The sequence below is a fragment of the Cryobacterium sp. M91 genome (assembly GCF_002929615.1).
Classification (GTDB): domain Bacteria; phylum Actinomycetota; class Actinomycetes; order Actinomycetales; family Microbacteriaceae; genus Cryobacterium; species Cryobacterium levicorallinum.
Window position 1 is genome coordinate 1 of sequence record NZ_PJJT01000065.1, and the last position, 24,987, is coordinate 24,987.

The 24,987-nt window shown below is 61.7% G+C and carries 28 protein-coding genes; 12 read left to right on the plus strand and 16 right to left on the minus strand.

What is annotated here, in order from left to right; genetic code table 11:
* Nucleotides 1-461 precede the first annotated feature (461 nt).
* The 3 genes from CXY80_RS02305 to CXY80_RS02315 are packed head-to-tail and all read right to left on the minus strand — an operon-like array spanning nucleotide 462 to nucleotide 2,715.
* Nucleotides 462-1,097: a hypothetical protein gene (locus tag CXY80_RS02305; RefSeq protein ID WP_134379357.1), complete on the minus strand. Its 636-nt coding sequence runs from the start codon at nucleotides 1,095-1,097 to the stop codon at nucleotides 462-464.
* Nucleotides 1,094-1,933 (minus strand): hypothetical protein, encoded by an 840-nt coding sequence (locus tag CXY80_RS02310; protein ID WP_104082778.1) that lies wholly within the window; start codon nucleotides 1,931-1,933, stop codon nucleotides 1,094-1,096. The genes CXY80_RS02305 and CXY80_RS02310 overlap by 4 nt, the downstream gene beginning before the upstream one ends.
* A complete protein-coding gene (locus tag CXY80_RS02315; RefSeq protein ID WP_104082777.1) occupies nucleotides 1,930-2,715 on the minus strand; it encodes a S8 family serine peptidase in 786 nt (261 codons plus the stop codon). The genes CXY80_RS02310 and CXY80_RS02315 overlap by 4 nt, the downstream gene beginning before the upstream one ends.
* A gap of 616 nt (nucleotides 2,716-3,331) precedes the next feature.
* Between CXY80_RS02315 and CXY80_RS02320 the strand changes: the two genes are divergently transcribed.
* The 6 genes from CXY80_RS02320 to CXY80_RS02340 all read left to right on the plus strand — a co-directional run bounded on the left by CXY80_RS02320 (nucleotide 3,332) and on the right by CXY80_RS02340 (nucleotide 8,274).
* Nucleotides 3,332-3,535, plus strand: coding sequence for a hypothetical protein (locus CXY80_RS02320; RefSeq protein ID WP_233193068.1), 204 nt, complete (start codon nucleotides 3,332-3,334; stop codon nucleotides 3,533-3,535).
* A gap of 568 nt (nucleotides 3,536-4,103) precedes the next feature.
* Nucleotides 4,104-6,026: an ATP-binding protein gene (locus CXY80_RS02325; RefSeq protein WP_158251184.1), complete on the plus strand. Its 1,923-nt coding sequence runs from the start codon at nucleotides 4,104-4,106 to the stop codon at nucleotides 6,024-6,026.
* Nucleotides 6,023-6,415, plus strand: a complete 393-nt coding sequence (locus CXY80_RS19035; protein ID WP_104082774.1) for a hypothetical protein — start codon at nucleotides 6,023-6,025, stop codon at nucleotides 6,413-6,415. The genes CXY80_RS02325 and CXY80_RS19035 overlap by 4 nt, the downstream gene beginning before the upstream one ends.
* 186 nt (nucleotides 6,416-6,601) lie before the next feature.
* A complete protein-coding gene (locus tag CXY80_RS02330; RefSeq protein ID WP_104131454.1) occupies nucleotides 6,602-6,985 on the plus strand; it encodes a hypothetical protein in 384 nt (127 codons plus the stop codon).
* 168 nt (nucleotides 6,986-7,153) lie between these two features.
* Nucleotides 7,154-7,498, plus strand: coding sequence for a hypothetical protein (locus tag CXY80_RS02335; RefSeq protein ID WP_199182209.1), 345 nt, complete (start codon nucleotides 7,154-7,156; stop codon nucleotides 7,496-7,498).
* Nucleotides 7,499-7,656: 158 nt separating this feature from the next.
* Complete coding sequence (locus CXY80_RS02340) at nucleotides 7,657-8,274, plus strand: hypothetical protein (RefSeq protein ID WP_146070641.1); 618 nt, start codon at nucleotides 7,657-7,659, stop codon at nucleotides 8,272-8,274.
* A 141-nt stretch (nucleotides 8,275-8,415) separates the two neighbouring features.
* Here CXY80_RS02340 and CXY80_RS02345 read toward each other — a convergent pair whose 3' ends face one another.
* The 4 genes from CXY80_RS02345 to CXY80_RS02360 form a co-directional block, all read right to left on the minus strand.
* Nucleotides 8,416-8,619, minus strand: a complete 204-nt coding sequence (locus tag CXY80_RS02345; protein ID WP_104131457.1) for a hypothetical protein — start codon at nucleotides 8,617-8,619, stop codon at nucleotides 8,416-8,418.
* Nucleotides 8,616-8,801: a hypothetical protein gene (locus tag CXY80_RS02350; RefSeq protein WP_104131458.1), complete on the minus strand. Its 186-nt coding sequence runs from the start codon at nucleotides 8,799-8,801 to the stop codon at nucleotides 8,616-8,618. The genes CXY80_RS02345 and CXY80_RS02350 overlap by 4 nt, the downstream gene beginning before the upstream one ends.
* A 10-nt stretch (nucleotides 8,802-8,811) precedes the next feature.
* The gene (locus CXY80_RS02355; protein ID WP_104131459.1) at nucleotides 8,812-9,072 is read right to left on the minus strand and encodes a glutaredoxin domain-containing protein; all 261 of its coding nucleotides are present in this window, start codon (nucleotides 9,070-9,072) and stop codon (nucleotides 8,812-8,814) included.
* A 245-nt stretch (nucleotides 9,073-9,317) separates the two neighbouring features.
* Complete coding sequence (locus tag CXY80_RS02360; protein ID WP_104131460.1) at nucleotides 9,318-9,626, minus strand: hypothetical protein; 309 nt, start codon at nucleotides 9,624-9,626, stop codon at nucleotides 9,318-9,320.
* Between the two features lie 253 nt (nucleotides 9,627-9,879).
* On the opposite strand from CXY80_RS02360, the gene mobC reads away from it, so the two are divergent.
* Genes mobC through CXY80_RS02375 form a run of 3 tightly spaced genes read left to right on the plus strand, consistent with a single transcriptional unit; the run spans nucleotide 9,880 to nucleotide 12,797 of the window.
* Nucleotides 9,880-10,272 carry a plasmid mobilization relaxosome protein MobC gene (gene mobC / locus CXY80_RS02365; protein WP_158251531.1) on the plus strand — a complete coding sequence of 131 codons (393 nt, stop codon included), beginning with the start codon at nucleotides 9,880-9,882 and terminating at the stop codon, nucleotides 10,270-10,272.
* Between the two features lie 38 nt (nucleotides 10,273-10,310).
* Nucleotides 10,311-11,924: a relaxase/mobilization nuclease domain-containing protein gene (locus tag CXY80_RS02370; RefSeq protein ID WP_233194830.1), complete on the plus strand. Its 1,614-nt coding sequence runs from the start codon at nucleotides 10,311-10,313 to the stop codon at nucleotides 11,922-11,924.
* Between the two features lie 18 nt (nucleotides 11,925-11,942).
* Nucleotides 11,943-12,797, plus strand: a complete 855-nt coding sequence (locus tag CXY80_RS02375) for a hypothetical protein (protein ID WP_104131463.1) — start codon at nucleotides 11,943-11,945, stop codon at nucleotides 12,795-12,797.
* A 249-nt stretch (nucleotides 12,798-13,046) separates the two neighbouring features.
* Here the strand turns inward: CXY80_RS02375 and msrA are convergent, their stop codons facing one another.
* The 9 genes from msrA to CXY80_RS02420 form a co-directional block, all read right to left on the minus strand.
* Entirely contained in the window at nucleotides 13,047-13,565 is a 519-nt protein-coding gene (gene msrA / locus CXY80_RS02380) for a peptide-methionine (S)-S-oxide reductase MsrA (protein ID WP_104131477.1), read from the minus strand.
* Between the two features lie 427 nt (nucleotides 13,566-13,992).
* Nucleotides 13,993-14,406 carry a DUF4913 domain-containing protein gene (locus CXY80_RS02385; RefSeq protein WP_104131464.1) on the minus strand — a complete coding sequence of 138 codons (414 nt, stop codon included), beginning with the start codon at nucleotides 14,404-14,406 and terminating at the stop codon, nucleotides 13,993-13,995.
* Nucleotides 14,403-16,235 carry a type IV secretory system conjugative DNA transfer family protein gene (locus tag CXY80_RS02390; protein WP_233194833.1) on the minus strand — a complete coding sequence of 611 codons (1,833 nt, stop codon included), beginning with the start codon at nucleotides 16,233-16,235 and terminating at the stop codon, nucleotides 14,403-14,405. The genes CXY80_RS02385 and CXY80_RS02390 overlap by 4 nt, the downstream gene beginning before the upstream one ends.
* Nucleotides 16,232-17,890 carry a type IV secretory system conjugative DNA transfer family protein gene (locus tag CXY80_RS02395; protein ID WP_233194834.1) on the minus strand — a complete coding sequence of 553 codons (1,659 nt, stop codon included), beginning with the start codon at nucleotides 17,888-17,890 and terminating at the stop codon, nucleotides 16,232-16,234. The genes CXY80_RS02390 and CXY80_RS02395 overlap by 4 nt, the downstream gene beginning before the upstream one ends.
* A complete protein-coding gene (locus CXY80_RS02400) occupies nucleotides 17,890-19,389 on the minus strand; it encodes an SCO6880 family protein (RefSeq protein WP_199182210.1) in 1,500 nt (499 codons plus the stop codon). Before CXY80_RS02400 ends, CXY80_RS02395 begins: the two co-directional genes overlap by 1 nt.
* Before the next feature lie 15 nt (nucleotides 19,390-19,404).
* On the minus strand, nucleotides 19,405-20,739 hold the full coding sequence (locus CXY80_RS19340) for a hypothetical protein (RefSeq protein WP_158251532.1): 1,335 nt from the start codon (nucleotides 20,737-20,739) through the stop codon (nucleotides 19,405-19,407).
* A 280-nt stretch (nucleotides 20,740-21,019) separates the two neighbouring features.
* Nucleotides 21,020-21,745, minus strand: a complete 726-nt coding sequence (locus CXY80_RS02410) for a hypothetical protein (RefSeq protein ID WP_104131466.1) — start codon at nucleotides 21,743-21,745, stop codon at nucleotides 21,020-21,022.
* A 31-nt stretch (nucleotides 21,746-21,776) separates the two neighbouring features.
* Nucleotides 21,777-22,079: a hypothetical protein gene (locus CXY80_RS02415; protein ID WP_104131467.1), complete on the minus strand. Its 303-nt coding sequence runs from the start codon at nucleotides 22,077-22,079 to the stop codon at nucleotides 21,777-21,779.
* Between the two features lie 9 nt (nucleotides 22,080-22,088).
* The gene (locus CXY80_RS02420; protein ID WP_104131468.1) at nucleotides 22,089-22,709 is read right to left on the minus strand and encodes a DUF6668 family protein; all 621 of its coding nucleotides are present in this window, start codon (nucleotides 22,707-22,709) and stop codon (nucleotides 22,089-22,091) included.
* Nucleotides 22,710-22,873: 164 nt separating this feature from the next.
* Here CXY80_RS02420 and CXY80_RS02425 point away from each other — a divergent pair, with 164 nt between their 5' ends.
* From CXY80_RS02425 to CXY80_RS02435, 3 genes are read left to right on the plus strand one after another with little or no spacing between them, the layout of a single operon-like run.
* Nucleotides 22,874-23,152, plus strand: coding sequence for a helix-turn-helix domain-containing protein (locus CXY80_RS02425; RefSeq protein WP_146070642.1), 279 nt, complete (start codon nucleotides 22,874-22,876; stop codon nucleotides 23,150-23,152).
* On the plus strand, nucleotides 23,149-24,477 hold the full coding sequence (locus CXY80_RS02430) for a cobalamin biosynthesis protein CobQ (protein ID WP_104131470.1): 1,329 nt from the start codon (nucleotides 23,149-23,151) through the stop codon (nucleotides 24,475-24,477). Before CXY80_RS02425 ends, CXY80_RS02430 begins: the two co-directional genes overlap by 4 nt.
* Nucleotides 24,474-24,986, plus strand: a complete 513-nt coding sequence (locus CXY80_RS02435; RefSeq protein ID WP_104131471.1) for a hypothetical protein — start codon at nucleotides 24,474-24,476, stop codon at nucleotides 24,984-24,986. Before CXY80_RS02430 ends, CXY80_RS02435 begins: the two co-directional genes overlap by 4 nt.
* The last annotated feature ends 1 nt before the right edge of the window (nucleotide 24,987 follow it).

Sequence of the window (24,987 nt, forward strand, 5' to 3'; positions counted from 1 at the left end):
CGTAGTTATGAGAATCGGCGCCGCCGCACAATTCCGGCGAACGCGCAGGGAGTCGAAACATGGGCGTGAGACGTCTTGTATCCCTAGGGTTTCGAGACAGCCGTTTCGTGGAATGGCGGAGTTTTCCAGGGCAGGGCAGTTGTCGCGACCGCAGTTGATGCCACGGTCGCGTTTACGCCGGCACGACAGTGTGCTTATGGGCCGAGAAATATTTCCGTCGTGAGGGGGGTGTTCGATTAACTGGCTGCGGCCGGTGGCCACTATGCGATCGCGGACATCGCAGGATCGAATAGGCCGCTTTTTGGCCTCCGGGCGAGGCACATCAAGGGCGACTTCTTGGCAGGTTCCTCTGACGAGTCAGACTACGGTGCTGACCAACGGGTGATAGCGGCAGCTAGCATAATTCTGCCGCATCACCGTGGGTCAGCATCCGCAGCCTGACAGGTGTTGTTCGTATCGGGCTAGATGAAGCTGTGTCGCGCGAGGCAGTCGAGGTAGTAGACGAAGGCTTCGTCGTTTACGTCGCCAGTTTTCATCGAGTAGTAATTTTGGTCAGTTTCTGTTCCAGTCTCTCTGTATCCGGTCAGCGCGGTCATGTACGTCGTTAGGTGGTCAGACATCCCATAAACCTTGGCACCAGTGACGAGGCCGTCTTCTTGCTCGAGCACGATGGAGGTGCGTTGGCCCACCAAATGTTGAGTGTTTAGAAGGTTGTATGCCAGCCAAGACGCGTCTCCAAGAGGCGCCGTTCCAAGATCGTCAGTGTCACTGCCCGAAGTTTCTTGAAGGAAGAGTCCCCGCCAGCTTTCATCGTACGTATCAGGACCAACATCTTTCATTTCCTTCTCTTCTGCGCTGTACAGGCGGGATAGGACGTCCGGATGAGTGATCGTGTAGAGCGAGTAGATCAAGTCCTCGCGGACTTCTCCATCGTTCGAATAGTCAGTGCGTGTAATGGCCTCGAGCGGGATTTCATATGCACAAAAACCCTGTTTCAAGTGTTCTTCAACGGCGTCCGTTGTCCATCGCTGAGGATTGGTCTTCTTCCACCGTGCCAGGAGGTCTGAACGGTCGTCAGCTTCGTGATTGTCCATCAATTGGGTAGTCCGAAAAAGGCGTGCATTGCGGGGGTGCGGTTGCTCGGGTGGAAGTGTGCGAATTTTCCGCGACCGCCCGAATCGCGCTCAGGTCCGACTACGGCCAGGCCGTTTTTGATTCCTTTCGCAACTGCGAGCGCGCCGGCCTCGCTGCGAGACCACGTGTCTTTCCCCCCGCGGCCCCATGTGATGGCCGCGGAAAGCGACATACCATTTGCAAGCACGAGTTTGCCGTTTAGAATCATTGCGCGGAAATGTTGGTAGCTTGATCCCTTTTTATTGAGGGCATCGATTGCGTTAGTGGCTGCGATCCACGTAACACCAGCGACGATGACAACTGCAGATGCCACCAGGAGTGTTTTCAAGATCTCTAGAGCGATAGGTATTCCCAGAACCAGTACTGGCACGAAGGCGGCATAGCCCACGTCATCGGCATATGATTCTGTCTCACCAGTGGCCAGGTCTGTCATGGTGAACGAGGTGGCTTCGTCGTTCAACTCTTGTATCTGGATGGAGTAGTTGGCGTTGTAGTCGGTGTCGATGCTCCCTAGAGAAAAAAGAGCGCTACTGTCCTCAAACGACAACGTTGTCAGCGCCGTGACAGGTTCGCCAGATCCCAAATCCGATGTCGTCTCGACTGAGATTTTAGTGAGCGAGGCGTCCACGTCTTCCAGTGTCAATCCTGCGTCGTTGAAAGCGGATTCAAGCTTTTCCTCGTCAACCATCCCGCTGCCTGAAGCTTCTACCGGGGCAGAGCTGGTCTCTGCGAACGCGGGCGAGTAAGCGAATCCAGAGAGCAGCAGCGCCGCTACGACTCCGATGGCGATCTTTTTCATTGATTGTCTTCCTTTGATTGGTGAGCGATCAGTGCGGACAGGGTGGAATCGGGTTTAGCTACGCCGAGCAAGCTTTTCAAGATTTGATTCGAGGTCATTGCTGCAGCCGCTGACGTCCCGGTGACAAGCTGCCGGGCCCCCGTGCGGTCGACCGCGGGAATGTCTTCACCGGGTGCGAAGTAATTCACATGGTCAATAGCCGAGAAGCTTGATGGATGGCCCGCGGCATCTAATGAGCCGACGGAAATAACTCCCGGGTATCGGGCGGGGTAGCCCGCCCCCATCCCTTGGTTGTTTCCAGCAGCCGCGACCACCACGATTCCCGATTCAACGGCGCGTTTCACCGAGTCACGTAAGGCCCGGGTGTCCGTCCCGATCGCGATGCTGACGTTAATGACGTCCACCTGGTCCCGGATAGCTTGCTCTATAGCGTCCGCAACGTCCTCCGCCGACGCGGTTCCTGCAGTGAAGACGGAGTAACTAATCCAAGTGACTCGATGGGCCCACGCAGGACAGCTATCCTCATCGATTCCTGCTGCGATCGATGCGACTAAAGTGCCGTGCCCTTGGTCGTCGGCGTCAGTATCGAAAACATGAAAACAGCTAAAGTCGACGTTTTCATCGTTGAGGCCGCTATCGACGAGAGCGATCGCGACTGTGTCTCGAACCGCCGGCGTGATCGATGCCGATGAGCAACCTATCAACAGAAGGGCTGTGACGACAATGATTGACGTCGAAAGGAACGCGGGGCGTCTGCGGGGACCCCCTCGGAGAGAGGTCAAAACATGCGTTGCGTTGACTTCACGCGCGGAACAATTACCCCGGGCAGCGGTTCATTAAATGGCTGGTCTCGCAGGCGATACGATCCACCCGCCCATTTTCGAAACATCATTTTCCCCCCGATGCTCACGAACCAGATGTCGTGTGAAACTCAGATTGGCGGAGATAACTCGCGGCGTCAACTCCATCCGGAAATAGTCAACGGAATTTTCATGTGGGCGACGATTAAGCGGCTATTTGAGTTCCGTCCTCGCCCAGCATGGGCATCTCTCTTTTTTCGATGTCGGTGAGTACTGAGTATTTGAGGACTTGAGCACCCACTCAATCGTGCGGTTCAGCACCTACCGGTATCAGTCCCTCGACCGTGCGCGACAGTCTGTCATTTACAGCCATGCCGACTTCTACAGATCCGACCATCTCGTCATTCAGTGGGCGAAACCCTGACGCCCGACGAGCGGGTCCAACTACTCCAAATCGTCAAAGGGACGGGGACGAGCAGCTCCGACTGAGAAGGTTCCACTGCGCGCTTGTGGGCACGCCGAGGGGCGCCGTCCCTTGGTTCGTCAGCTCGCGGAGGATCTCGATGTCGCTCCTGGCACCGTCGCTAAGGCGTACAAAGTGCTTGAATCCGAGGGCTACCTCACTGCCCGCACTGGCGGAGTAACCCGGGTCAGCCGGAGCACAACGACGTCGCTCCCAGTGCTGGAAGCCCCTCGCCAACTTGCCAAGACCAGCACCCGTGCAGGCACTAGCCTGGACGGCACCATCCGCATCCTCCGTGCGATCTCGCACGAAGAATACTCCGAACCGGGACTGACCTGATGCGCTCTCAAGGCTGCCCGCACCCATGGAGATCCCCTCTACTCTCGAGTCTTCCACACATAGAAATGCCTGTTCCAGGTCGACCAGGCTGCCCCAGTTCTCACGACTGTGGTGTCTCATAACTGACCTGTTTCGTATCGCACGAGATACAAGACCCTGACTGCCCTTTGACGCAACGCAGAGAACCGGGTCGATGCGCCAAACAGCGATCACAGAACGCCGCCACTAAGCGCTAACACTCAATCAATTCCCAGATTAATCTCGACACATCCTTGACATTCATTCTTGTGGGCGTGACCCTGCTGGCGATTGGTTAGGGCTATGCCGGGTGCGTAGAGGCGATAGATTCCATTCGGAAGGACAATCCGAACGATGGAACGCACGAGTTGCCTCCCACGCGTGTCTCACTCTCATGCCTGATGTCGGTGCTATTTCGGAGGTGATTAGCATCGCTGGTCGCCGCGCTGCTTCATGTTGCGCCTTGACCAGTCCGCTTTTGCGGAGTCGGCCCAAATCCGGCAGGCTCAGCCTTGGCACTTGAATGTCAAGTTGTTGTCGAGGGGGACAAATGCGCATTGTGGGTATTGAGCTAGAGGGTTTTCGCGGATATCTGACATCGAGTTACGTGTCGATCGATACGTTGACTGTGTTTGCCGGCAAGAATGACGCTGGAAAGAGCAGCATCCTGGAAGCTATGAGGCTGTTCCTGGACAAGGGAAAGCCGGACGTCTCTGACTATTCGGTTCATGGGCATGGAACGATTCGCATCACGTGCACATTCGCTGACCTTCCCCCTGAGCTGGTCATCGACCAGACTGCGGTGACGACCCTCCAGGATGAGAAACTCCTCGACGCTAACGGCCACTTGGTGATTAGCAAGACCTGGACCAGGGGGCGAGCCAACCCCGAGATTTTGGCGCATGCTCTACACCCGGTCGTCGATGGCGGCCCAACGCTTATCGGCCTGAAGCACGCGCAACTCAAATCCCTCGCCTCGACTCTTGATGTTGTCGCGGAGCTGGAGGATCGACGCGTGAACCTGAACTATAGGCAGGCGATCTGGCGCGCCTGGGAAGCCAAGGGGCTCTCGTCGCTGCAACCGACGATCATCCCGTTGAACTCAGAGGACGGGAAGCACGTTGCCAGCGCTCTGGAGAGTGTCTTTCCCCTGTTCCACCTCTTTCAAGCTGACCGGCTGGGGGCGGAGTCCGATGAGGTTGCCCAAGACCCAGCCAAGCTCATAGTCAAGGCCGTGCTCGATCGCCATACGGCTGAACTCACGAAGCTTACGAGCGATGTTAAGGCTGAGATTTCAGAACTTCTCCTGGAAGTCGTTGGGAAATTGGAGGAATTCGCACCAAATCTTGCGGCCAAGCTGATTCCGGCCAACCTAGACCCCGTATGGCAGAAGGCATTCTCGTCCCTACAATTTGTCGACGAGAACGATGTTCCCCTTGCGAAGCGTGGCAGCGGGACACGCAGACTGGTTCTCTTGAGCTTCTTTCGGGCGGAAGTTGAGCGAGGATATGAAGAAACGGATGAGTGGCGACGGGGCGTCATCATCGCAGTGGAGGAGCCCGAGACGGCTCTCCACCCGGATCTTCAGCGCGAAACTGTTTCCGCTCTAATTGAAGTTGCGGGGCTCGCAAACAGGCAGGTTTTGATGACGACGCACAGCTCGAACTTGGTGAGGAACATACCGATCGCAGCCGTGCGTTTCGTCGAGGAGCAGCAGGGGAAGCGCGTGTGGAGTTCCAGTGACACATCCAGCGAGCGGTTCGTTCTCCAGCAATTGAACAAGGCGATGGGGACTTTCGCGGATCACAATGTGCGTTGCTTCTTCATCGTTGAGGGCAAGAACGATATCGGCGGTCTACTGGCACTGAGCGATGCGCTACAAGCCGCCCGTCCCACTGAATATCCAGATCTTCGCCAAATGGAAACTGACGGTGAGCTTTGCTTCATACCTATCGGCGGCTGCGGCGCCGCTGCTCTTTGGGAGAGCCGCCTGTCGCCGTTTAGTAGGCCTGAGGTTCACCTTCTTGATTCCGATCGCTTGGTTGAAGGGTCGGCTCTGAAACCCGAGATATCCAAGTACCTAGCGCGCTACAACACCGACGATCACCTGTCGTCACACATGTTTGTTCTGACCCGGCGAGAGATGGAAAACTACCTCACTATTGAGGCGATCGAAGATGCTTTCAAGGGTGCAAACCCAATGTTCCCGAAACTATTCCGGGAAGCTGTCGAAGGCCACGACTGGGGATATGTCGACGTGCCGGAGACCGTCGCAAGAGTGCTTCACTCTCTCAATTCGGAGGTCGAATGGTCACTCGCTTCTGACAAGAAGCGCAGCGAGAAGGAGTCTGACGTGAAGAGGAAACTAGTCCCATGTTTCGGGCACCCGTCTGTGGCGGAGGCTCTTTTGGCCCTCGGTGCCGAGCGAGATCTTCTTTTGGCCGTTGCGACGGTGGCGGATGTGGCAGCGTGAATCCGGGGGCTTCGGCCACTACCCGCAACCAACAACTCCTTCTTGTAGCCAATGGATTCTTTGGAGCTCTTGCAGCGGAGGGCGTTGTCGAGTTCAACCCATCGATCATGGACTTTGAATTTGCGTTCGGGAAAGCCTGGCGAGCCTGGCGTTGCGCGAGCGTCTCGGAATTCCCGACGTTCGCACTGGGGAAGAATCGGTTTCGCGACGTTTTGTTCCGCGTCAGTCGATCCAGTTCTCCTTTTGCCACCTATCGTGACGGTATCGAAATGACGCCGAGTGGGCTCACGCCCCGCGAATACCTCGCAATCTGGGCGCCTGAAGTTACACCAGAAGACTGGATCGCGTTGGCCCAGCTGTATCTGTCAGGACGAGAAAGCAACAGGTGAATCTCAGCTTGATTTTGGGGCTGAGAGATGCTTTCGCCGTGAGGGAGAGCTCGGCCGACCAGGCAGGTTCGACCCAACTGTGAGGAAATCAAGAACTTGACATAATCACCATTATCGGTCATATGGCATGGGATTGCGGGTGGGGTACAGGTGGTATCTGAACTGGCAAAAAGCTAGTCTCGTTGCATGTCACTCACCCCTTCCGGACTGCGGGCATATGAGATCTCTATTCGTTCGGAGATCGCTGAATTGGTTGGTCAGCTGCGTGAGATCCTGGGTGCCCAGCTTGTGGCCTACCTGGGGTCGGTGAGTGAGACCCGGGCCGTGCGGCAGTGGGCTGAGGGCACTCGGAAGCCACCGGCCGAGGCGATTCGCCGGTTGCGGCTCGCGTATCAGGTCGCCGGTCTGCTCGCTGAGCGAGACCACCCGCGGGTGGTGCAGGCCTGGTTCCAGGGTATGAATCCTCGGCTTGAAGACATAGCGCCGGCACGGCTCATCCGTGAGGGTAACCCGGATGAAGTTGGTCCCCGTGTGCTTGCCGCTGCGCGCGCATTTGGTGCCGCGGGATAGAAAGGCCGGTCTTGGCCATCGCGCCAAAAAGCTCGTACCAATGAAGAAAAACGACGTAATGAGTGTATTATCGGTGTAATCGAAGTATTTATACGGGTGCTTCGGTGCACTAGCGATTGAAGGGTTACTTTGGCGATCACAACGCACGTCACGACCGCTCACACGCGAATGATCAAGCTTGATATTCGGGAAATTACTCGGCGATTGAATGGTTTCTTGGGCGGGACTCTTGTTGCTTCGCTCGCTGGGAGTAAAGACGCCAAGCTCCCGTACCGGTGGGCGAAGGCTGAGGGGCCGGCCCCGAAGAACGAGGCGATGCGACGTCTGCAGTTCGCTTACGAGCAGTGGACGATGTTGGCGGAGGCTGAAGGTGAGCATGTTGCTCGCGCGTGGTTTATTGGGGCGAACCCGTGGCTGGGCTATGACACTCCGGTCACTGCTATTCGTGAAGACCGGTTCAAGGACGCTGCCACAGCGGCTCGGGCTGTCATGGACGATTCTTTCTCCGGTTGATGCAGATTTGTGCCCGCTCGGGGTTGGAACTTGTCAATGATCCGATGCCCGGCAATTACCGTATTGCTCGTACGTCGTTTGGGCCTCTGGCCCCGGTGTCCCGAGACCTAGAGTCCGGCACGGCGGGGTGGAGTCGTTTCGATACCGTCGGGCGAACGTTGTACTCCACGGACGACCGGCTGACGTCTTTTATGGAGCTTCTTGCTCCGTACCGCACGGAAATCAATGGTTCCCGCCGCGCTCTGCAGAAAGACGCGGACGCGATGGGCATTCCGCTGGATCAGTATTGGTCCATGGTCGTTGCCGACTGGGATCAGGCCGGAACGATGCGGGCTCGATGGCTGCCGCGGGTGTGGCGCGATGGCCGGGCTCTCTACCGCCTGACGTATCCGCCGGGGTGGTGGGTGGACATCACCTCAACGAGGACCCTCGCGGCGCTGTCCGCCGCGCTCGACACTGAACTGAACGACCTCGGGGTTTCGGGAGGCCTCACCGTCGCGCATGTGACAAGTGACGACCGGGCAATTACGACTTTGATCGCGGGGTGGCTCAGAGATACGGTGACGCTTTTCGACGGTACCCAGCCCCTCGGTATTCGCTTCATCTCCAAGCATGGGCACCCAACCAACGGCACAGGGACATGCTGGGCCTACTGGATGCGCGCCACCGACGCAGGGCTGGACGAGCCGATCAGCATCGTCGCCGAGATTGGAATTGCCGAGCGTGACACGGACCTGAAAACGGCACAAGAGTTCTGCAAGATCCAGACCCGATAACGGTGCTCCTCCGGAGCGCACTCACCTCGCTGTCGACGGTCGGTTCTCAAGAAAATACGCTCGCTCCAGCGCGCGATCGAAGCGCTGCTGCAATGTTCGAGCCCCGAGATCCCAGATGCCGATGAATGGCGGGATGAGGCCCTATGCCACAGCCTGTGATTTTTGCCAGCGCATGACGTCTGCGGTGTTGTAGCGGACGAGGCCCCAGCCGATGTCGTGGTATTTGGGTCCGGCGTTGCCGTGTCTCAGGGTGCTGAGTTCCTCAAGTGAGATCCCCAGGGCATCGCTGGTTTGATCAGGTGTCATCAGGGGTGATGCCGGTGAGGTGTAGGCCGCTGTGATCATTTGGTTTGGTCCTTTGTGAGCGCGTCGATGATGGTCACGTAGTTGGTTCCGGTGACGGTGAGTGTGTAGTCGTGGCGTCCGTGTGCGCGAAGGTCGTCGAGGCGTGCCGTAATTTTTCGTGCGCGCGTTGCGCGGTCCAAGTCGCTGACGGACGGGGCTGTCTGCGGGGTGCTGAATTCCATCGCGGGGCGCCTACTCGCCGGCGGGTGAGGGGTGGTCGCGCAGGGCCGTGATCTTCGCGATCAAGTCGGGCCGGAAGCCTGACCAGGACACCACGCTGGCAACAACAACAGGAACTGACGTGTAGCCAAACTGGTGCATCAGGTCGCTGGCCCGCGTATCCGTTGTGAGGTCGATGACGGTGTAGGGCAGGTTGGCGGCGTCGAGGGCTCGGGTGGTCATCGTGCATTGCATGCAGTTCGGCAGCGTGTACACGGTGAGCGGTTCGATCATGGTGTGGTCCTCTCTATAACCCCATTGCCTTTTGGCGCACGCCGATTTACAGCGTCAGGGGTGAATTGGCCAGGGACCGTGGAATACCGGAGGGAGCGCAGCGAGTGAGGATATGCCGCGAAAGCCCTTGCCAAGAGAGGAATGGTGCGTACGATAAACAGCCGAAAAGGCAACGGAGTTGCACGAACAAGCCCCGTCGAGCTGTGCTCGACGGGGCTTGTTCGTTACAGGTATAAGGCCGGAGGCTACACCTCAGTGTTTGCGGTCGTGACCGGGGCAGTGGTGCGTCGTTTGCGTACCTTCGGGGTGGACTGACCGGGGGCTTTGACTCCTGTTGCACGGAGGTCTTTTTCGCTCCATCCGGAAGCCAAGGCGGCAGTCCAGGCGTGTTCGTGAGCGAGGGTCGCTAACTTCAGTTGCCGATCTGCGATGTCGTACTCGTTGCCCGCATCCGCCAGCGCTCGTACCGCTTCTACGCGGGCGTCCACGTTCGCTTCAATGATTACCCGCGCACGGGCGGCTACATCCTCTGGTTTCACATTCGCATCGCTCATGTTCACCAGATTACAGGCATGAAGGAACCTCCGGCCAAGTGCGCCTCAGGCTTATTTCACCGAAGCACCAAGAGCGGAAACGCTCCATGCCGGCGATGCCGATTTGGAGCAAGCTATAGGGTTAGGTGTCCTAACCCGCTTTTCCCGGTGGACGCTGCGCGTTTCCTCGGGCATACTTGGCGTATGGTCCCCGCATGTTCGCGGGTTCGCTGCGCTGGGCAGTGGTGCTGGAATGCGGGGAGGCGGTGACGAGATGACTGAGAAGAGTGAGCGGCGTTTGTTTGGTCGTCAGCGGCGCGCTAACGTCGATGTTCCGCGTGATCGTCGGTACACGGTGAAGGTGAATGCCGAGGAGGATGCTCAGTTGCGTGCACGGGCTGTGGTGGCTGGTGTGACGGTGCCGCGTTTGATGTTTGAGTCGGCGATGAATGCGCATATTGAGACGGATACGGCGCGGCAGGAAGTGATTGCGGAGTTCTTCGCGGTTCGACGTCTGATGGCGAACGTGGCCAATAATGTCAACCAGTTGGCGAAGTACGCGAATACCGAGAGTGTGTTCCCGCAGGATGCGGAGGCGATCGTCGCGGAGTATCGGGCGATTGTGCCGCGTCTGAGTGATGCTTTGGATCGGTTGTCCGAGTCATGATGCCTAACATCAGGCGGGGCGATCGTATGGGTGGCCTGATGGTTTACCTTGCCAGTGATGGGCGTCATAACGAGCATGAGGATCAGCACCTCGTTGCGGGTGATTCCGCGATTATGACGATGTATGGGTATGACGTCCTGGACCGGGTGACGGCGTTGAAAATTGCCCACGACCTCGACGAGCCGCGAACCCGGTTCGGCGTCGACGTGACGCGTGTTGCGCAGATCACGGACCCGGAGACGGGCGAGACGGTCTCAACCCGTGTCGGTGCTGACGTGTGGCATTGCTCACTATCGTTGCGTGCCGAGGAGGGGCAGTTGAGCGACGAGAAGTGGGGCGCGATTGCGCAGGACTTCGCGGATCGGATGGGCTTCACCGAGGTGAGCGGTAAGGCCGCGTGCCGGTGGGTGGCGGCGCGTCACGGGTTGTCGACGAACGGTAACGACCATGTGCATTTGGCGGTTTCTTTGGTGCGTGAGGATGGTACCAAGGCCAGCACGCACAACGATTTCCGGCGTGCCCAGGAGGTGTGCCGCGATCTCGAAAGCGAGTACGGGCTTGAGCAGTTGGAAAGCCGTGGGCTGGGGCTCGGGGAGCGTGGCTTCAAGCCGGCCGAACGTGAACGTGCCGGGCGGGCCAATGCGGCCGAGATCGATCCGCACAAGCTGGAGCGCACGGTCCGGGCGGCGGCAACAGCGTCGGTCGATGAGGGCGAATTCGTGCGTCGCCTCCGTCAGGGCGGGGTTCTCGCCCGGCCACGCTACGCGGCTGGTCGGGACGATGTCGTGGCGGGCTATTCGGTGGCGATGCGACCAGTCGAGGGATCACAGCCGATTTGGTACGGAGGCGGGCGACTGGCGCGCGACCTCACGTTGCCCAGGCTTCGGGAGGGCTGGCCTGACAGTCCGCAGACTGCGCAGGGCGCGGTAGAGGAATGGCGGGCCACGGCGAAGAACCCGTGGCAGTACCGGCCCGTTGCCCCCGGGCGTGAGGAGCACACTCCGAACCCCGAAATGTGGAAGCAGTACAGCGACGAGATTGGTCGACTCCGCGACCAGCTGCGCAGTGTCCCCGTCACGGACCGGGCCACGTGGGCGCACGTCGCAAGAGAGACAGCTGGCGTATTCGCGGCGTGGTCGCAGCGGGTCGAGGCAACACCGGGCCCGCTCGCTGAAACGTCCCGTCAGTTGGCTCGGTCTGCGCATCTGCGGGCGCACGAGTCCCGGCCGAAGCCGGTCCAGCTGGGGTCGGCTGCGAACGCTGCGATGATCCTGATGCAAGCGGCGACGGGGGGCCAGGGCACGATGGCTGAAGCGATCATGCTGCGCCAGCTGGGACGCACCGCGGTAGCGATCCTTGACATGCACAGCGCCCACGGTGACGCCCGCCGGGCCGAGCAGATCGCCTCCGTCATGAGCAACCAGGTCGCCACAGTACGCGACCGCCTCCCAGCAGTGCAACGACTCGGTAAGCCGACGGATAACCGGCCAGAGATGACCCCGGAGAACTCCCGCGTGGCTGAGGCCGTGCGGGTGGCGACCGAAGGCCTGGCCGCTCCGCGATCAGGTTCGCCGGTTCCGAACACGTTAGAGCCCACCAAGCGCAAAATGCCAGCCACGCCACGCGAGCGTGAAGGCCTAGGACGAGATTAAGAGAGCAGGGGAAAGATTATGGCCGAGGACACAGACGGGGTAGGCGAAGCCTTCGACGACCAGCTGCGGATAGCGCTCACCATCGCTTCGCAATTCGGGGAACGTATCGCCAGGCTGCGCGAACAGCTCGCCCGCCAGCGTGAAGCAGCAGCGACGCAGCAGACCCGCGAGCTTGAAGCACGGTTCGAGGCGGAACGCGGAGCTGCGCGCGCGAGCCTCGCACCGGTGCAGCAACCCGAATGGTGGAACCAGGCCACGCCCGAAGATATTGCCGGTGCCCACGAAACCGCGACCGTCTGGCGCGACTACGATGACGTTGCCAACTCTGCGGAGACACGCATCCGCGACGAAGTACGCGAGCGATACGGTATCGACGTCGACGCACCAGGGGCCGACCCGGTGGCCGTCGCGGCCGCACTTCAAGGCGCCGAGCATGACCGGGACCAGGCCCGCGCCCAGCGGGAACGTGCCGGCGAAGAACTCACCGCTTCACAGTTGCTTCTCGCTGACGTGAACAGGCGCGACGCCCGGGCCAACGAACTCGATCAGGACAACACTGACGCCGACCGCACCAACGATCCGGAGAGCCAGCGTCAGGCCGAGCAGCTGCACCGCGAAGCTGAGGTGACCCGCGGCACGAGCGGCCTCGACTACGACAGCTCAGAGCGCCGCCGACAGTTCGCCTCGAGCCTTGAAGGCAAGGCCGACCAGAAAACCATCGACGCCCGCATCCTCGCGGACGGCGACCAGGCGAAGCACCCACGTGAAGCGGTCCGGTCACAGCCCGGGCGTGCACCGAAAGCCCGACGAGCAAGCACATCAACGGTTCAACAGCGTGAACGTGGTGGGCTCTCCCGAGGATCGCAGCGATAAGCGTGGATCTAACGGTCGGCCGGTGAGGGATTCCTGATTTCGTTTTGGTTCTGTTCCCAGGGTTCGGGCGTGGTTTAGTGAGGGTCGCGCTGTCCGGGGTATGCCACTGGTGGTCCTGGTTTCGGCGCAAGGGACGTCTTGCTAACCGAAGCGGCCAGGGCTGTGGGTTTGCCCGCGGCCCTGCGCACGACGCTGGTGCCGTGGCGCAAACCTTTGCCCGGTGCGATCCGGGCAAAACCACAGAGAAAGCTAGGACGCGAGCTGCTCACGCTTCGGGAGCTTCCATCCGGGACGCACATAGTGGCAGGTGTAGCCGTTTGGGAGCTTCTCGAGGTAGTCCTGGTGCTCCTCCTCGGCCTCCCAAAAGTCGCCAGCCGGGGTCACCTCGGTGACAACTTTGCCGGGCCAGAGGCCGGAGGCGTCGACATCGGCGATCGTGTCTTCCGCGATGCGCTTCTGTTCGTCATTGCTGTAGAAGATCGCCGATCGGTAGCTGTTGCCGACGTCGTTGCCTTGACGGTTCTTCGTCGACGGGTCATGGATTTGGAAGAAGAACTCCAGCACGTCACGGTAGGCGATCTGGTCGGGATCGAACACGATCTCGACCGATTCCGCATGGCCATTGTGGTGACGGTAGGTAGGGTTCACCACCTCGCCGCCGGAATATCCGACTCGGCTCGAGATCACTCCTGGGCGCTTACGCAACAACTGCTGCGCTCCCCAAAAGCATCCGCCGGCCAAGATCGCTGTTTCTGTCGTTGTGGTCATCGTGCGGACTCCTTCGTAGTCATTGGGCTGCTCGAACCGCAAATTGCTTCCGGTCGGAGCGAGCCACGTCACGTAGAACAGACCTCCACTGCCAAATGTTCCCTGCACCCACTGTGTCGACGGGAGCCGTTGCTGACGAAGGGTCTGTCCTTTAAATGGTGTTTCGTACCAGACACACTGAGCGTGAGTTCGGCGGGGAGGGTGCCGTCATGACGACACTGGATGATGTGACGATAAAGACTCGAATGGGGCCGACAGCGGAGCCCGTCGCAGTGATTGGATGGGTGCACTGAGCCCGTGAACTGGGCCCGAATTGCTCAAGAACCACGTCGATAGCGTCCCCTACCGGGGCGTTTACTGTTCACTTTTGCATCTGAACCAGTGGTTATCAGCGTGCTGATACCCAGGAATGACCATTACCTTTCGGTCACGCTTTTCTCATATCGGGGAAAAACCCTTCTGGCGGGGCAACGTAGGGCAGCGGGTCACCGTGGTTGTTGCGGTCCGTTGATTTGGTGAAGGGTCCTTCGGGGTCGAGGAGGATTGGCATGTGGTGGTCGGCGTGGTCGCGCCACCAGGTGCTCATGCCAGTTGCGCCGTCTTGGCGTAGGTGTTCCCAGGAGCGCCATAGCGACTCGAGCCTGCTCACGGCTTCTGGGTAGGCCCACCAGTCGGCGGCCCACCGGTATCGGCCGTCGTTCTGTGGTCCTACCTTGCGCTTGTACAGGTGAACGAGCCGGTCACGTACGAATTCATCAACTGAGGCATGGAAGAGCTCGGGCTGGACTTCCTCTGCTTCCGTTGTTTCTTCATCGTCGCGGTACTCATCGAGGTCGCTCACAGTTCATCCTTCCGGTCCGGCGCGGCATCCAACCGCGTGCGCGTGCTCAGCGCCGGCACCGGCACCGTCGTGCTCGACGCAGGCGGGGTGGTCGTTGACGCTGAACGGTTGGCGGGGTCGTGCGCCGCGATCGATGCCTTCACGGCATTCGCGTGCGGTCCACGCATCCAGGGCACCGTTTCAATCAGCGTCGCGGGGGCACCCGAGGCGAACACCACGGCGCGGCCGCGGGGCAAAGCCCCGAGATCCGCCACGTCCAGGGTGCGTTCCCGCTGCACTTGGTGAGAGGTTGACCGGTTACCGCGGCCGACGCTCGTCGAGGTCGTGTGTTTGTCGTAGTCGCCGACCATCTGGGACAATTCGTTCAAGAACTCTGGTTCTTTCACGCCGCCGCCGTAGACGGCGATGTTGGAAGCTGACCAGAGCTTGCGCATCCCGTCTCTGCCCCATACTTCGACGCCCTGTGACCACGACTGCAGAATGGTCATCAAGACGATTCCGCGCGATCCGTAGTGTGAATACAGGTCAGGAAGTCCGTGCCAGCGGCACACGTTCGCGGCTTCGTCGAGTACGCCGAGCAGCGGAGTCGCCAGGCGTCCGCCGGTTTGTGTCGTGGCCAGCTCTTCGGCGGCTTCGACGGTCGCCGCGGTGAGCGCGGTGACTAACGGACCCGCGGTGCCCTTGCCTTCCTTGGAAAGGCTGTAGAGGGTGTCGTGGCTGCGGACGAACGCGTGTGGGTCGAATTGCGGCCGGGAATCCCCGGCCAGGTTGCCGCCGAGGGGGGTGACCCATTGGGCGATCGAGCGTACTTTCAAGCACGAGGCCATTTGTGCGGCTGTCCCGTAGACGCTGTCGCGGCGTCGGCTTTCACCGTTGACTTGCCCGGCCACGGCGTCGGCCATTTGGTCGTAGCCGTGTGCGCGAAGAATGTCCACGGGTGTTTCTTCGCCGGGCATCGTCGTCCAGGTGAATACCTTTGTGATGGGCAGTTCGGCGAGGGCTGCGGCTAGCAGGAAACCGGCCAGGAGGTCTTGGCCGGCGTTGTCGAAATACGGGTCGGCGCGTGCGTCGCCGGCCCGGGAGCCGGAAGCGAAGTGTTCGGCTAGTTTCGCGGCCTTGACGTCGTCGGTGACGTAGCTGAGTGGGTTCCACCACCAGGTTGGTTCTTCGAGCGCGATGCGCTGCGGGTCGAATGCCCACGTGCGGCCGCCCGCGGCTTCGCGCACATCACGCGTAGCGTCGAGCACGTCACGCTTGTTCGACGTCGTGAGGACGGCGCCAGGAGCAGACAGAATCGCGGGAATCGCCCGGCTCGTCGATTTGCCGGTGCGCGGGCCCCAGATGTCTACGTGCATGTCTTCGGGGGAGCCGTAGAGTTTCTGGCGGCCGGCAACGGTGATGCCGATGGGGACGCCGAGCCAGTCGGTGACGCCGAGGCGGTGCGCGGTCGCCTTCGCGCCCGTGGCCGAGAGCGCGCGAAGATCGCGCCCCTTGCCCATGTAGGTCGCAGCCCCGTCGACGTTGCTTCGGCGCCGTCGGGCACGCGAGACAGATACGGCGACGAGGATGCCCAGGACGAGGACCACGACGAGTACGGCCGCAAGAATCCATGTCGCGGAGGCCGGCCAGATTACGGAGCCTCCCAGCACGCCGAAAAACAGCCCGAACGGGTCACCGGTCAAGTCGGGGTTGACCCCGTCCATGTGTGAGCCCCACGTCACGGCCACCCACACGGTGCCCAGGGCTACGGCCACGAGCGTGAGGCAGACGATCAGCATGATCGTTTGCCCGTCGAGGCCGTTTTGGTTTCGCCTGTTCGATGCGCTCACGCTGCACTTTCCTCTTCGGTCGCTGGACTGTCGGCGTCGCCGTCGAACTCGTGCCGGGCGTCGTCGGCGTTGCCCCGTCCAATAGTCGGGTTCGACTCGTCGGGTTCGGGGAACGAGGCAGCGGGATGCCAGAGTTTGTTGGTGTCGTTGATCGCCCGTTCCGATTCGATCAGTTCGACCTTGACGGGGATGCCCGGATGCCCGCCGACCTTGATGAGGAACTTTCCTCGGCCGGGAGGGTCGGATTCGCGCCCCAACCCGGTATCCCAGGTGCCCGGCGCCTGCCAGGAGGTGAGAAGTTCCTGTTCGGCGCGCGAGAGCGGAACGGCGCTGGTGAGCATGGGCATTTCCGCGCCCGGTAGACCGCCGGCGATGACCATGCCGCTTCGCTCGACGAATCCGCGTGCTTTCATCCGGTCGGACTCGTTGGGCAGGGAGAGAAGGTCGCTCATCGTGTGCGAAATCATGGCGAGGCCCACGCCGCGTTGACGGTTCAACCGGGTGAGGGCCTCGACCCGGTCGACCATGCCCGCTCCAGCGCGAAGCGCCCGCCAGAGCTCGTCGAGCACGACCAGGTAGTGACGGCGTGGCTCGAGACCGGCGTCAGCGAGGGCGTTGGCGATGTTCACGGTGCCAAATCCCGCCGACCAGCAGGCCAGCAGAATCGCGGCCTGCATATCGGTGTCGGAGTCATCGATCGAGGACACGTCGTACACCACAGGGCGATCCCTCCTCATGGGAACGTCGGTGGGATGGGCGAAGGTCTCGCCCAAACGTCCACCCGAGGTGAGGCTAATGAGTGAGGCCTCCAGCTCCTCTGTGATCTTCTTGTAGCGTTCAAGGTCGCCACGGTCCAAGGCCACCGCGCGCACTTCAGCGGGGGCCTCCTGAATCACGCGCAGCAAGTCGCCGAGCACCGGGATGCCCTCGTTGCGCTCGTCGAGCACGGTGAGGGCCCGATCGATGATGGCTTCTTCGCGAGCGGACGGTGCGTCTTTGCGGAGGATGGTGAGGAGGGCCGAGACCATCGTTTGCCGGCGTCCGTGAGCGTCGGCGAGCACCATTTGACGTTCCTTCTCCTTGCCTGCGAGGCGCAGCCGTTCGGCGGCCGCGGTGGCTTCGCCGGGATCGAGGATGTTCAGGTGCCCGCGGCCACGACCCAGGGTGATGACCTGCCCGCCGAGAGCACGGATCATGTCGACGTAGTCGGGTTTCAGATCACCGAGCACCAGCGGCAGGTTTCCGAATCCTGCGCCGCCGGCCGCCATCCGCCGAATGAGCGTTGATTTGCCCAGGCCCGGCAGGCCGAGCACGAACACCGAGGGGTTCGATATCAGGCCGGCGTCTTGGAACCAGGAAATGGGGTCGGCGCACACGGTCGCTCCAGTAAAGAGTTGCAGGCCGATCGGGACGCCGACCATCGGGGTTCCTGTTCCGACCGAGAAAGGGTGCATGCCGCACACCTGCACGGTCGTTCCGCGCCACTCATCAGCCGGCTGGACGACGCTGGCCTCACCCCGACCACGGCCGGGCCACCCCCGAGGACCGGGGCGACGGACCTGGGGCTTCTTCTCCTTGTCGGCCTTCGTCTGCTTGGGCTTGGCCAGTTCGCGCGGCTTCGAGACCTTGCGACGGTTGGAATCAATGGCGGGCATTACAGCTGCTCCCTAACCTCAGACGGAATGCGCAAATGCTTCGGCAGGACCAGGCCTAGGGGAAGTGCGGCCGCGAACGCGGAATCCTGAGAACCATGCACGATGCGCAGCCGCAGCCGTGCCGTAGCGGAGAGGTTGTCGATCGCGGCCTTCGCGTCGGCCTCGTGGGAGGTGTCGATCACCGTAGCGGTGACGAGCATCCCGAAGTTGACCAGGCCAGCGCCCGACGCTTCCTCCTGCGCCGTGGCGAGAGCCGCCCGGGTCGCGGTCATGCTCCGTGCTGTGGGCTTGTTCGAGGACTGCAAATTGAACGTCGAGGCGCGCACGTCAGCCTCGACGATCGCCGCGGCCTTGGCCGCATCGATCGGGCGGTAGAGCAGCGTGACACGCTTCCGCGCGACGTCGCGGTGCGGCGCCAACAGGCGAGCCAGAATGCTCGAGGGAACGTTGCCGCGCGGGGCACCGCTCATCATCCACGTCACCGACACGGCCGAATCGTGCCGGTAGGTGTCCCAGTTCGCCTGATGAGCTGTCGGGCCGACCTCGGGCCAGTACAGTTCCGGCGGCTCACCGGCCGCGTTCGCGTCATCGATGAGACGTGCTGCAGCCGGGTCGTAGGCGACGCGGATGACTTCGCAGAGTTCTTGGGCGCTTAAAGGACGTGTCGCCCCGGCGCCGGTCGAGGACAGGCTTTGCGTGAGACCGGGCAGGCGCGAGGCCAGCTCGCGGCCCATTTCATCGGGGGTGCGCTTCTTCCCTCCAACGCGAGCAGCCGCGTTGAAAGTAATGGCGACATAGGCCTTGATCGTCGCAGAACCGGCCGGGTACTGCCGCACCAGGTCGTGCAGGATGCTCTTGGCAAATTCTGGGGCGGCTGGATCAATCCGACTGTTCACTTCGCGGCGGAGCCGCGTGCCCGTGTCGGGAGCGGTTTCAATCGTCACGGATACGGCCTCGATGCCGGGTTCGTCGCCGAGGCTGGCGAGCCACATGCCCCATTCGGCAACCCACACGTCGACCTGTTCGCGGTCGACGAGCGCTGCGCCGTCGGGCTCCGTCGCGATGACGACGGTGTAGTCCGCGGTAGTGGGGATCTGCAACAAGGCGAAGGGGCGGTTGTAGCTATCGTGCCACTCCGTCAGCCGTGAACCCGCGGCCAGGCCCGGCAGTTGCGCTGTGCCCCACTCTGCCCGTCCGAGAGGACCGGACCGGTAGATGTGCGTCCCTGTGCTCTTAGTCACTATCCACCCGACCCGGGTGGTGGCCCGCATGAGCAGGCTTTGACCGTGCTTGTCTTTCACTGCGACCGTCAGCAGGAACATCCCGAACACGATCGCCGTGACGACGCCGTTCAGAATATTTGAGGCCATCGTCACGATGACGCTGAAACCAGCCCCAACGAACAAAATCGCCGTACCAATTGACCCCAAACCCAGAAGACCAGCGGTCTTTGGTTTCGTCCAATTGCCGTAGCTGCGCGGTGCGCTATTCGTTGTCATCGAGGAACCTCCTGCTTAGGAACCGCTAGGTCCAGTTGAATCATCGGCCGCCGACTGCACGGCACTCTTCGCAGCGTTGGCCGCGCCCTTGGCGGCGGCTCCCGCCATCTGTGCACCCATCACAATGGGCGCGGCAGGCCAAGCCGCAGCTGCAGCCCCACCGGCCGCGGCACCGCCCCCAGCTGCCACTCCCCCAGCTGCAGCGCCACCGCCAGCTGTCCCGGCTCCTGCACCGGCTGCAGAGCTGCCCCCAGCACCGGAGGGGGTTGGGGTGGGAGCCGAGGGCTTGCCGCCGCCGGGCGTGCTTGAACCGGTCGGAGCATCGCTGCTGCCACCTCCTCCGCCGCCGGTGGGGGTCAATGATGAGCTGCTCATTCGTTTGATTGCTCCGCTGGCGAGGTCGCCGCCGATCGCGCCTGCTGCGCCGGCCAATGCCATACCGGCGGTGCCGCCGCCGGCGACGGCGCCGGTCATGGGAGCGACGAATTTGAGGAGAGCGGGCAAGGCGATGAGGGCCATGAGCATCAGCGCAAGACCGGTGAGAATCGTCCAAATGCCTCCGCCGTCATCCTTGAAAGCGTCCGTGCCGGTGAGGCTGAACGCCGCTGCATAGATGAGCGCCGCTGCGGGCTTGTAGAGAATGAAGGCGATCGTCCAGCCGACCACCTTCCCAAACCATTGCTTGCCCATTTGCGTGTTCGTGAAGCTCGCTGTCAGCGGCAGCACGCCGGCCAGGATGACCAGCAGCCCGCCGCGAACGACCATGAGTGCCACCTGGACGTAGGTCATCAGAAGAGCAATCGAGCCCAGGATGAGAACCCCGATAAGTCCGATCGGTGAGCTGGCCGTGACTGCCACCAGTGCGGCGACGTTCGTTCCAAAACAATTGGACTCACCGGCCGCTGACACATCACAGTCCGTAGCTCCGTTAAGGATCCAAATTGAGAACGCATCGGCAGCAGTCGTGGCGAGGGTGATGATTGCAAGGCCGGTACCTGAAACCACAATGAGGGTAATCAGTGACTGGATGAGATCCTTGCCCGGCTGTGCACGCTGTTCCCACGCCATTCGAATCCCGCCAATGATCACCGAGAGAATCGCCAGGCCACCGACGTAATACCAGAGCGAGTTCTGTAAGAACCCAACGGTCGTCGATGATCCTTCGGGCGCATTCGCGCCCAGGAGCCCGCCGATGAGAGCGGACGCACCAGAGATGAGCAAGATCGCTATGAAGATGACGCCGAGGGTGCCTACATGACGGAAGCCCTCACCACGACGGCTCCGAAGAGCGATGGTCGCGCCAAGAGCGATGATCGACAACACCGCAAGCGTGAGCCCGGTAAAGGTCACGTATCCAAGAATGGTGGTGAAAGAATCTGACCCCGGAGGAGCCGTTAGCGTCTCAGTCGTACCCTCACCGGCAGTGAGGACTGGTGTTGGCACAGCAACCCACATCGTCCCAACACTCGCCAGAGCCTTCCCAAATCCCTCCAAAACACTGTTCGCCAGCCCTTGAACGGCATCATTCGACGCATTCGCGACGAAGTCGCCGACGCCCTGCTGGGCGCAGTCAGCGGCGTTGAGAATGGCGTTGACTGGGTTTGAGCAATCAATATCCGTTACAGCCAAGCTAGACACCGGACCAAGGAATGTAGCCGCCAAGATTGGACAACGGGCCAGGCGCAATAGGTGCCCCAGTTTCCGTTACGACGACCTTCCAATCGCCATCTTCCCAGCGGACCACCGTTGGATAACTCACGAGGGATCCTCCCTCTGAGGTAATCGTGTAGGCAACGTCGATCGTGGCCTCGGCGGCTGAGTAGTTGTTCACCTTGAAACCAGCAACTTGAAGGCGAGTGTTGCCGGAAGACGTTGTCTGCTCGCCGGCGGCTTTAACAGCGTCTTTGGCCGGTCCATTAGCTAGCAATTCCCACATCCGGGATGAGTTTCGCGAGTCGGTGCTGGCGGCTACGGCATTCACTGCCGCGAAGAGGGCTCCTTCCGCCGTATGTGCGAAGCACGTTCGAAATTGACCCGCGGTGGTGCCCGGTCCCGCGCCCTCCGGATCGGTAGGTGCGGCGACAGAACCCACGAGTTCCCATTCGTTGGGTGGTGCCAGCGTCAGCGAACTCTTCGTCTCCAGCCCTGAGAGGCCGCACACGCTCTTGTCGGCGGCGTCGCCGCTGGGGCCGGTCGACGTGGGGTTGCTCGTTGGTTGGGTGGTGTTATCGCCCGTGTCGCGGGTCAGCGATGTGACGAGGACGATGATTGCGGCGAGGAGGATGATCCCGACGATGATTGCGGCGGCGATGAATCCCGGTCGTGAGAGTGGGTTTTTTGGTGCGGTGTTCGTCATGCGTTGCTCCTTCGCGCGATTGATACCAGTGTTAGGAGCCGGAGATGAATCCGACAAGTGCCGTTGCTGCTCCGATGATCATGACGCCGACGAGGATGCTGACGAATGTTTTGACGTGTTCTCCGCCTTCGCCGCGGCGGGAGTTGAACATGAACATCACGGCGACGGCGATCAGGGCCAGGATCGCGGCGATCAAGCCCACCCATTTGGCCCAGGCCAGGATTGTGCTGACGGCTTCAAATCCGGGTGGGGCCAGCGGCTCCGGGTCGGGAAGCGCGGTGAGGAGCTGACCGACCGTGGTGAGGGCGTGGGCGGCTACGAGGGAGAGGGACATTGAGACCTTTCAGGTGTGGGCGGAGGCGCGAGTCGGTGTGAGGGAGAGGTCGGTGAAGAGCTCGTGGAATTCTTTGGGCAGCGAGGCGGTCGTGTCTGGGGGTCCGAGGCGCCAGGCGTTGACCCAGGGCAGGTTCCACACATGGGGGACGCCGCCGGCGATGATGTGCTCGAGGTGGCGCAGCTCTGTGGGTCGACGTCCGGGGGCGTCGGCGACAAGTGCCAGGCCGGCGAGGTGTATTCCGTCGCCGAGCGTGTTCGCTGCCCACTCTGTGGCGGCGTGTTGCGCCGCGAGGAGGCCGGCGTAGTTCGTCCGCGCCACCAAGACGACGCGATGCGTTGTGCCGGCGGTGGTGGGAATGGGCCAGGCGTGTTCGCAAGGCCGCGTGCCGGCTGTGAGGTCGGCGAGGGTGGATTCCCCCGCGCCGCCGTGGACGCCGAGCCACCAGATCGTCGCCGGCCATGCAGCGTCGCGTCGCGGCAGCCGGTCCATTGCGTCAGGGACGGGGATGCCGGGTTGCGGCGCGGTCGCGCCGTGACGCTCGTCCCGTCGCGTGGGAACGGGCGCGGCGGTGTCGGGTTCGTTGGACGGGTTAGGGCTAATGAGCCACCGATTTGCGCTCGTACTCATGCCGCTCCCCCTCTGTCCTGATTCATGCTCATTCGTTTCATTCACATAGACTCGTGTTCTACCCCGCGATGGGGGTTCTAACGTCTTGTATTCATATTACCTATGTGATGCGTACTTATACGTTTATGCACTCATCTGCCTTATGTGTCGGTTACGCTCGGAGGGTGGACGAGACAACAGCGCTGATGATGTGGCCTGACTCGATGTTGCGCCGCTACGGCGACATGTTGAGCGTGGCTGACGTCTCGTGCGTGCTGGGGTTGGAGCCGCGTAACGTTCGGTGTTTGCTCACCAGTAGTGATGCGGCCATGAGGTTGCCCGGGGTGAAGATCGGCAAGAGCTGGCGGATTGCCCGCGATCAGTTGCGCGCGTACCTGATCGGTCATCACAACGACGACTCCGCACACGGTTCAGAGGACGACGAGAAAGGCCCCACGTCATGATCGAGACCGTTCCCATATTCCCCAGGATTGAGGCCACCGTTGCAGCCGATGCGACGGGAACCGTCGCGATCAACGGAGTGATGCAGTCGGTGGCCGGCGCGGATGAACAGGCGGTGCGGGCGGAAATTCTCACCCTCGTCACGGTGACGGCCACCAACATGGGTCGCCCCGTTCGGTTGAATACCCGCGACCGGCTCGGGGAACAACTGCTCGCGGTCTACCCCGACGGCCACGTAGAAGCGCTCTCCGACCTTGCTGCTGCAGCAACGGTAGGCGCGCCCGTCCCCGCTCCGATAACGGACCCGCCCAGCCCGGTCGTGGGCCCGGACCTCCACAATTCTCAGACCCCTGAGCGGCCAGAAAATCCTGATCGTCCAGGGGATCCAGCTGCCCGTTTGACGCTCCAGGACTTTCTGCAATCTCAGCCCGCTGCCCTCGTCGGGCCGGCCGTGATGGGGTGGCAGGGCACCGTGCGCCGGCTGACGGGCGGCCTCGTCTCGGTTGGTCCGGGCGTAGCCGAGCTCACGCATCGGGGCGCGATTGATCGGGTCCAGCAAAGCCTGCGTGGACCCCGAACGGTCGTCGTCATCAACCCCAAGGGTGGCGCTCATAAGACCACCGCGACGTTGCTACTGGCGGCGACGTTTGGCACCTACCGCGGTGGTTACACGCTGGCGTGGGACAACAACGAAACTCGGGGGACGCTCGGATGGCGGGCGCAGCCCGCCCGCCACAGCAATACAGCCGTCGATCTACTCCGCGATCTTGACCGCTTCAACGACCTCCGCAGTGCCCGGGTCGGGGACCTCGACAACTATGTTCGTTCACAGGGCTCCACTCAGTTCGACGTGCTCGCCTCCGATGAGGACGCGGCGGCATCATCGACGATCAATGGTCAGGCGTTTAACGAGTTGCACACCAGCCTGAGCCGGTTCTACCGGGTCATCGTCGTTGACACCGGCAACAACATGCGCGCCTCCAACTGGGAAGCCGCCCTCGACGCCGCCGACCAGCTCGTCATCGTCTCCACCATCCGTGAGGACACCGCAGCCAGCGCCGCCTGGCTGGTCGACGGACTCTATGAAAAGGGCCACGAAGAGAAGGTGCGTAACGCCGTCACCGTTCTCGCCTCCCCCTCCAAAGTCGCCGATGCGCAGCTGAACCGCCGGTTGCACGGCCACTTTGCGTCCCTGACTCGCACCGTGCTCGACGTGCCCCACGACCCCGCACTGGTCGACGGGGGAACGCTGAGCTACGACGCTCTGGCCCCGGCGACGCGAGAAGCGTGGCTGCAGGTCACCGCAGCGGTCGCGGACGGCCTGTGAAGCACGCACTGGTCGCCATGGTGTACCTCGCTGCTGCCCTCGCTCTGACTGGATGTGTCGGCGCCACGGCGTCGCCGACCGTCGTCCCGCCGACGAGTGCGAGCAGAGTACCGTCGACGCCGTCCGAAACCGCGGTACCTGACGCGCGCACCGATGACGCGAGCGTGCTGCCCGTGCCGGAAGCGGGAACGGACAGCCGAGCCGACGCGATCACCACAGCTGAAAAGGTCGTTACGACGTTTGGGCAGCCCGCACTCGATGCCACGACGTGGATGAACAACATGTACCCGCTACTGACCCAAACGGGCGCGGCAGCCTATGAAGGAACGGACCCGGCGAAGGTCCCCGTACACCAGGTCACCGGTGCTGGCACCATTCTGGAAGGCTCCACCGAGGTTGCACTGATCGTTCAGGTTCCCACGGACGCGGGCCTGTACACCGTCAGCTTGAGCCGCCCAGGCGCGTCCGTGCCATGGCTCGCTGACCGAATCCGACCCGCACAGGGATAAC

Bases quoted from the DNA above. Each gene is read 5' to 3' on its own strand.
- CXY80_RS02370 (WP_233194830.1), top strand. From the start codon at position 10,311: ATGGTTTACCTTGCCAGTGATGGGCGTCATAACGAGCATGAGGATCAG.
- CXY80_RS02420 (WP_104131468.1), bottom strand. From the start codon at position 22,709: ATGAGTACGAGCGCAAATCGGTGGCTCATTAGCCCTAACCCGTCCAAC.
- msrA (WP_104131477.1), bottom strand. From the start codon at position 13,565: ATGACCACAACGACAGAAACAGCGATCTTGGCCGGCGGATGCTTTTGG.
- CXY80_RS02350 (WP_104131458.1), bottom strand. From the start codon at position 8,801: ATGGAATTCAGCACCCCGCAGACAGCCCCGTCCGTCAGCGACTTGGAC.
- CXY80_RS02325 (WP_158251184.1), top strand. From the start codon at position 4,104: ATGCGCATTGTGGGTATTGAGCTAGAGGGTTTTCGCGGATATCTGACA.
- CXY80_RS02400 (WP_199182210.1), bottom strand. From the start codon at position 19,389: ATGACAACGAATAGCGCACCGCGCAGCTACGGCAATTGGACGAAACCA.
- mobC (WP_158251531.1), top strand. From the start codon at position 9,880: ATGACTGAGAAGAGTGAGCGGCGTTTGTTTGGTCGTCAGCGGCGCGCT.
- CXY80_RS02375 (WP_104131463.1), top strand. From the start codon at position 11,943: ATGGCCGAGGACACAGACGGGGTAGGCGAAGCCTTCGACGACCAGCTG.
- CXY80_RS02395 (WP_233194834.1), bottom strand. From the start codon at position 17,890: ATGCCCGCCATTGATTCCAACCGTCGCAAGGTCTCGAAGCCGCGCGAA.
- CXY80_RS02335 (WP_199182209.1), top strand. From the start codon at position 7,154: ATGATCAAGCTTGATATTCGGGAAATTACTCGGCGATTGAATGGTTTC.
- CXY80_RS02415 (WP_104131467.1), bottom strand. From the start codon at position 22,079: ATGTCCCTCTCCCTCGTAGCCGCCCACGCCCTCACCACGGTCGGTCAG.
- CXY80_RS02360 (WP_104131460.1), bottom strand. From the start codon at position 9,626: ATGAGCGATGCGAATGTGAAACCAGAGGATGTAGCCGCCCGTGCGCGG.
- CXY80_RS02430 (WP_104131470.1), top strand. From the start codon at position 23,149: ATGATCGAGACCGTTCCCATATTCCCCAGGATTGAGGCCACCGTTGCA.
- CXY80_RS02310 (WP_104082778.1), bottom strand. From the start codon at position 1,933: ATGAAAAAGATCGCCATCGGAGTCGTAGCGGCGCTGCTGCTCTCTGGA.
- CXY80_RS02330 (WP_104131454.1), top strand. From the start codon at position 6,602: ATGTCACTCACCCCTTCCGGACTGCGGGCATATGAGATCTCTATTCGT.
- CXY80_RS02355 (WP_104131459.1), bottom strand. From the start codon at position 9,072: ATGATCGAACCGCTCACCGTGTACACGCTGCCGAACTGCATGCAATGC.
- CXY80_RS02410 (WP_104131466.1), bottom strand. From the start codon at position 21,745: ATGACGAACACCGCACCAAAAAACCCACTCTCACGACCGGGATTCATC.
- CXY80_RS02345 (WP_104131457.1), bottom strand. From the start codon at position 8,619: ATGATCACAGCGGCCTACACCTCACCGGCATCACCCCTGATGACACCT.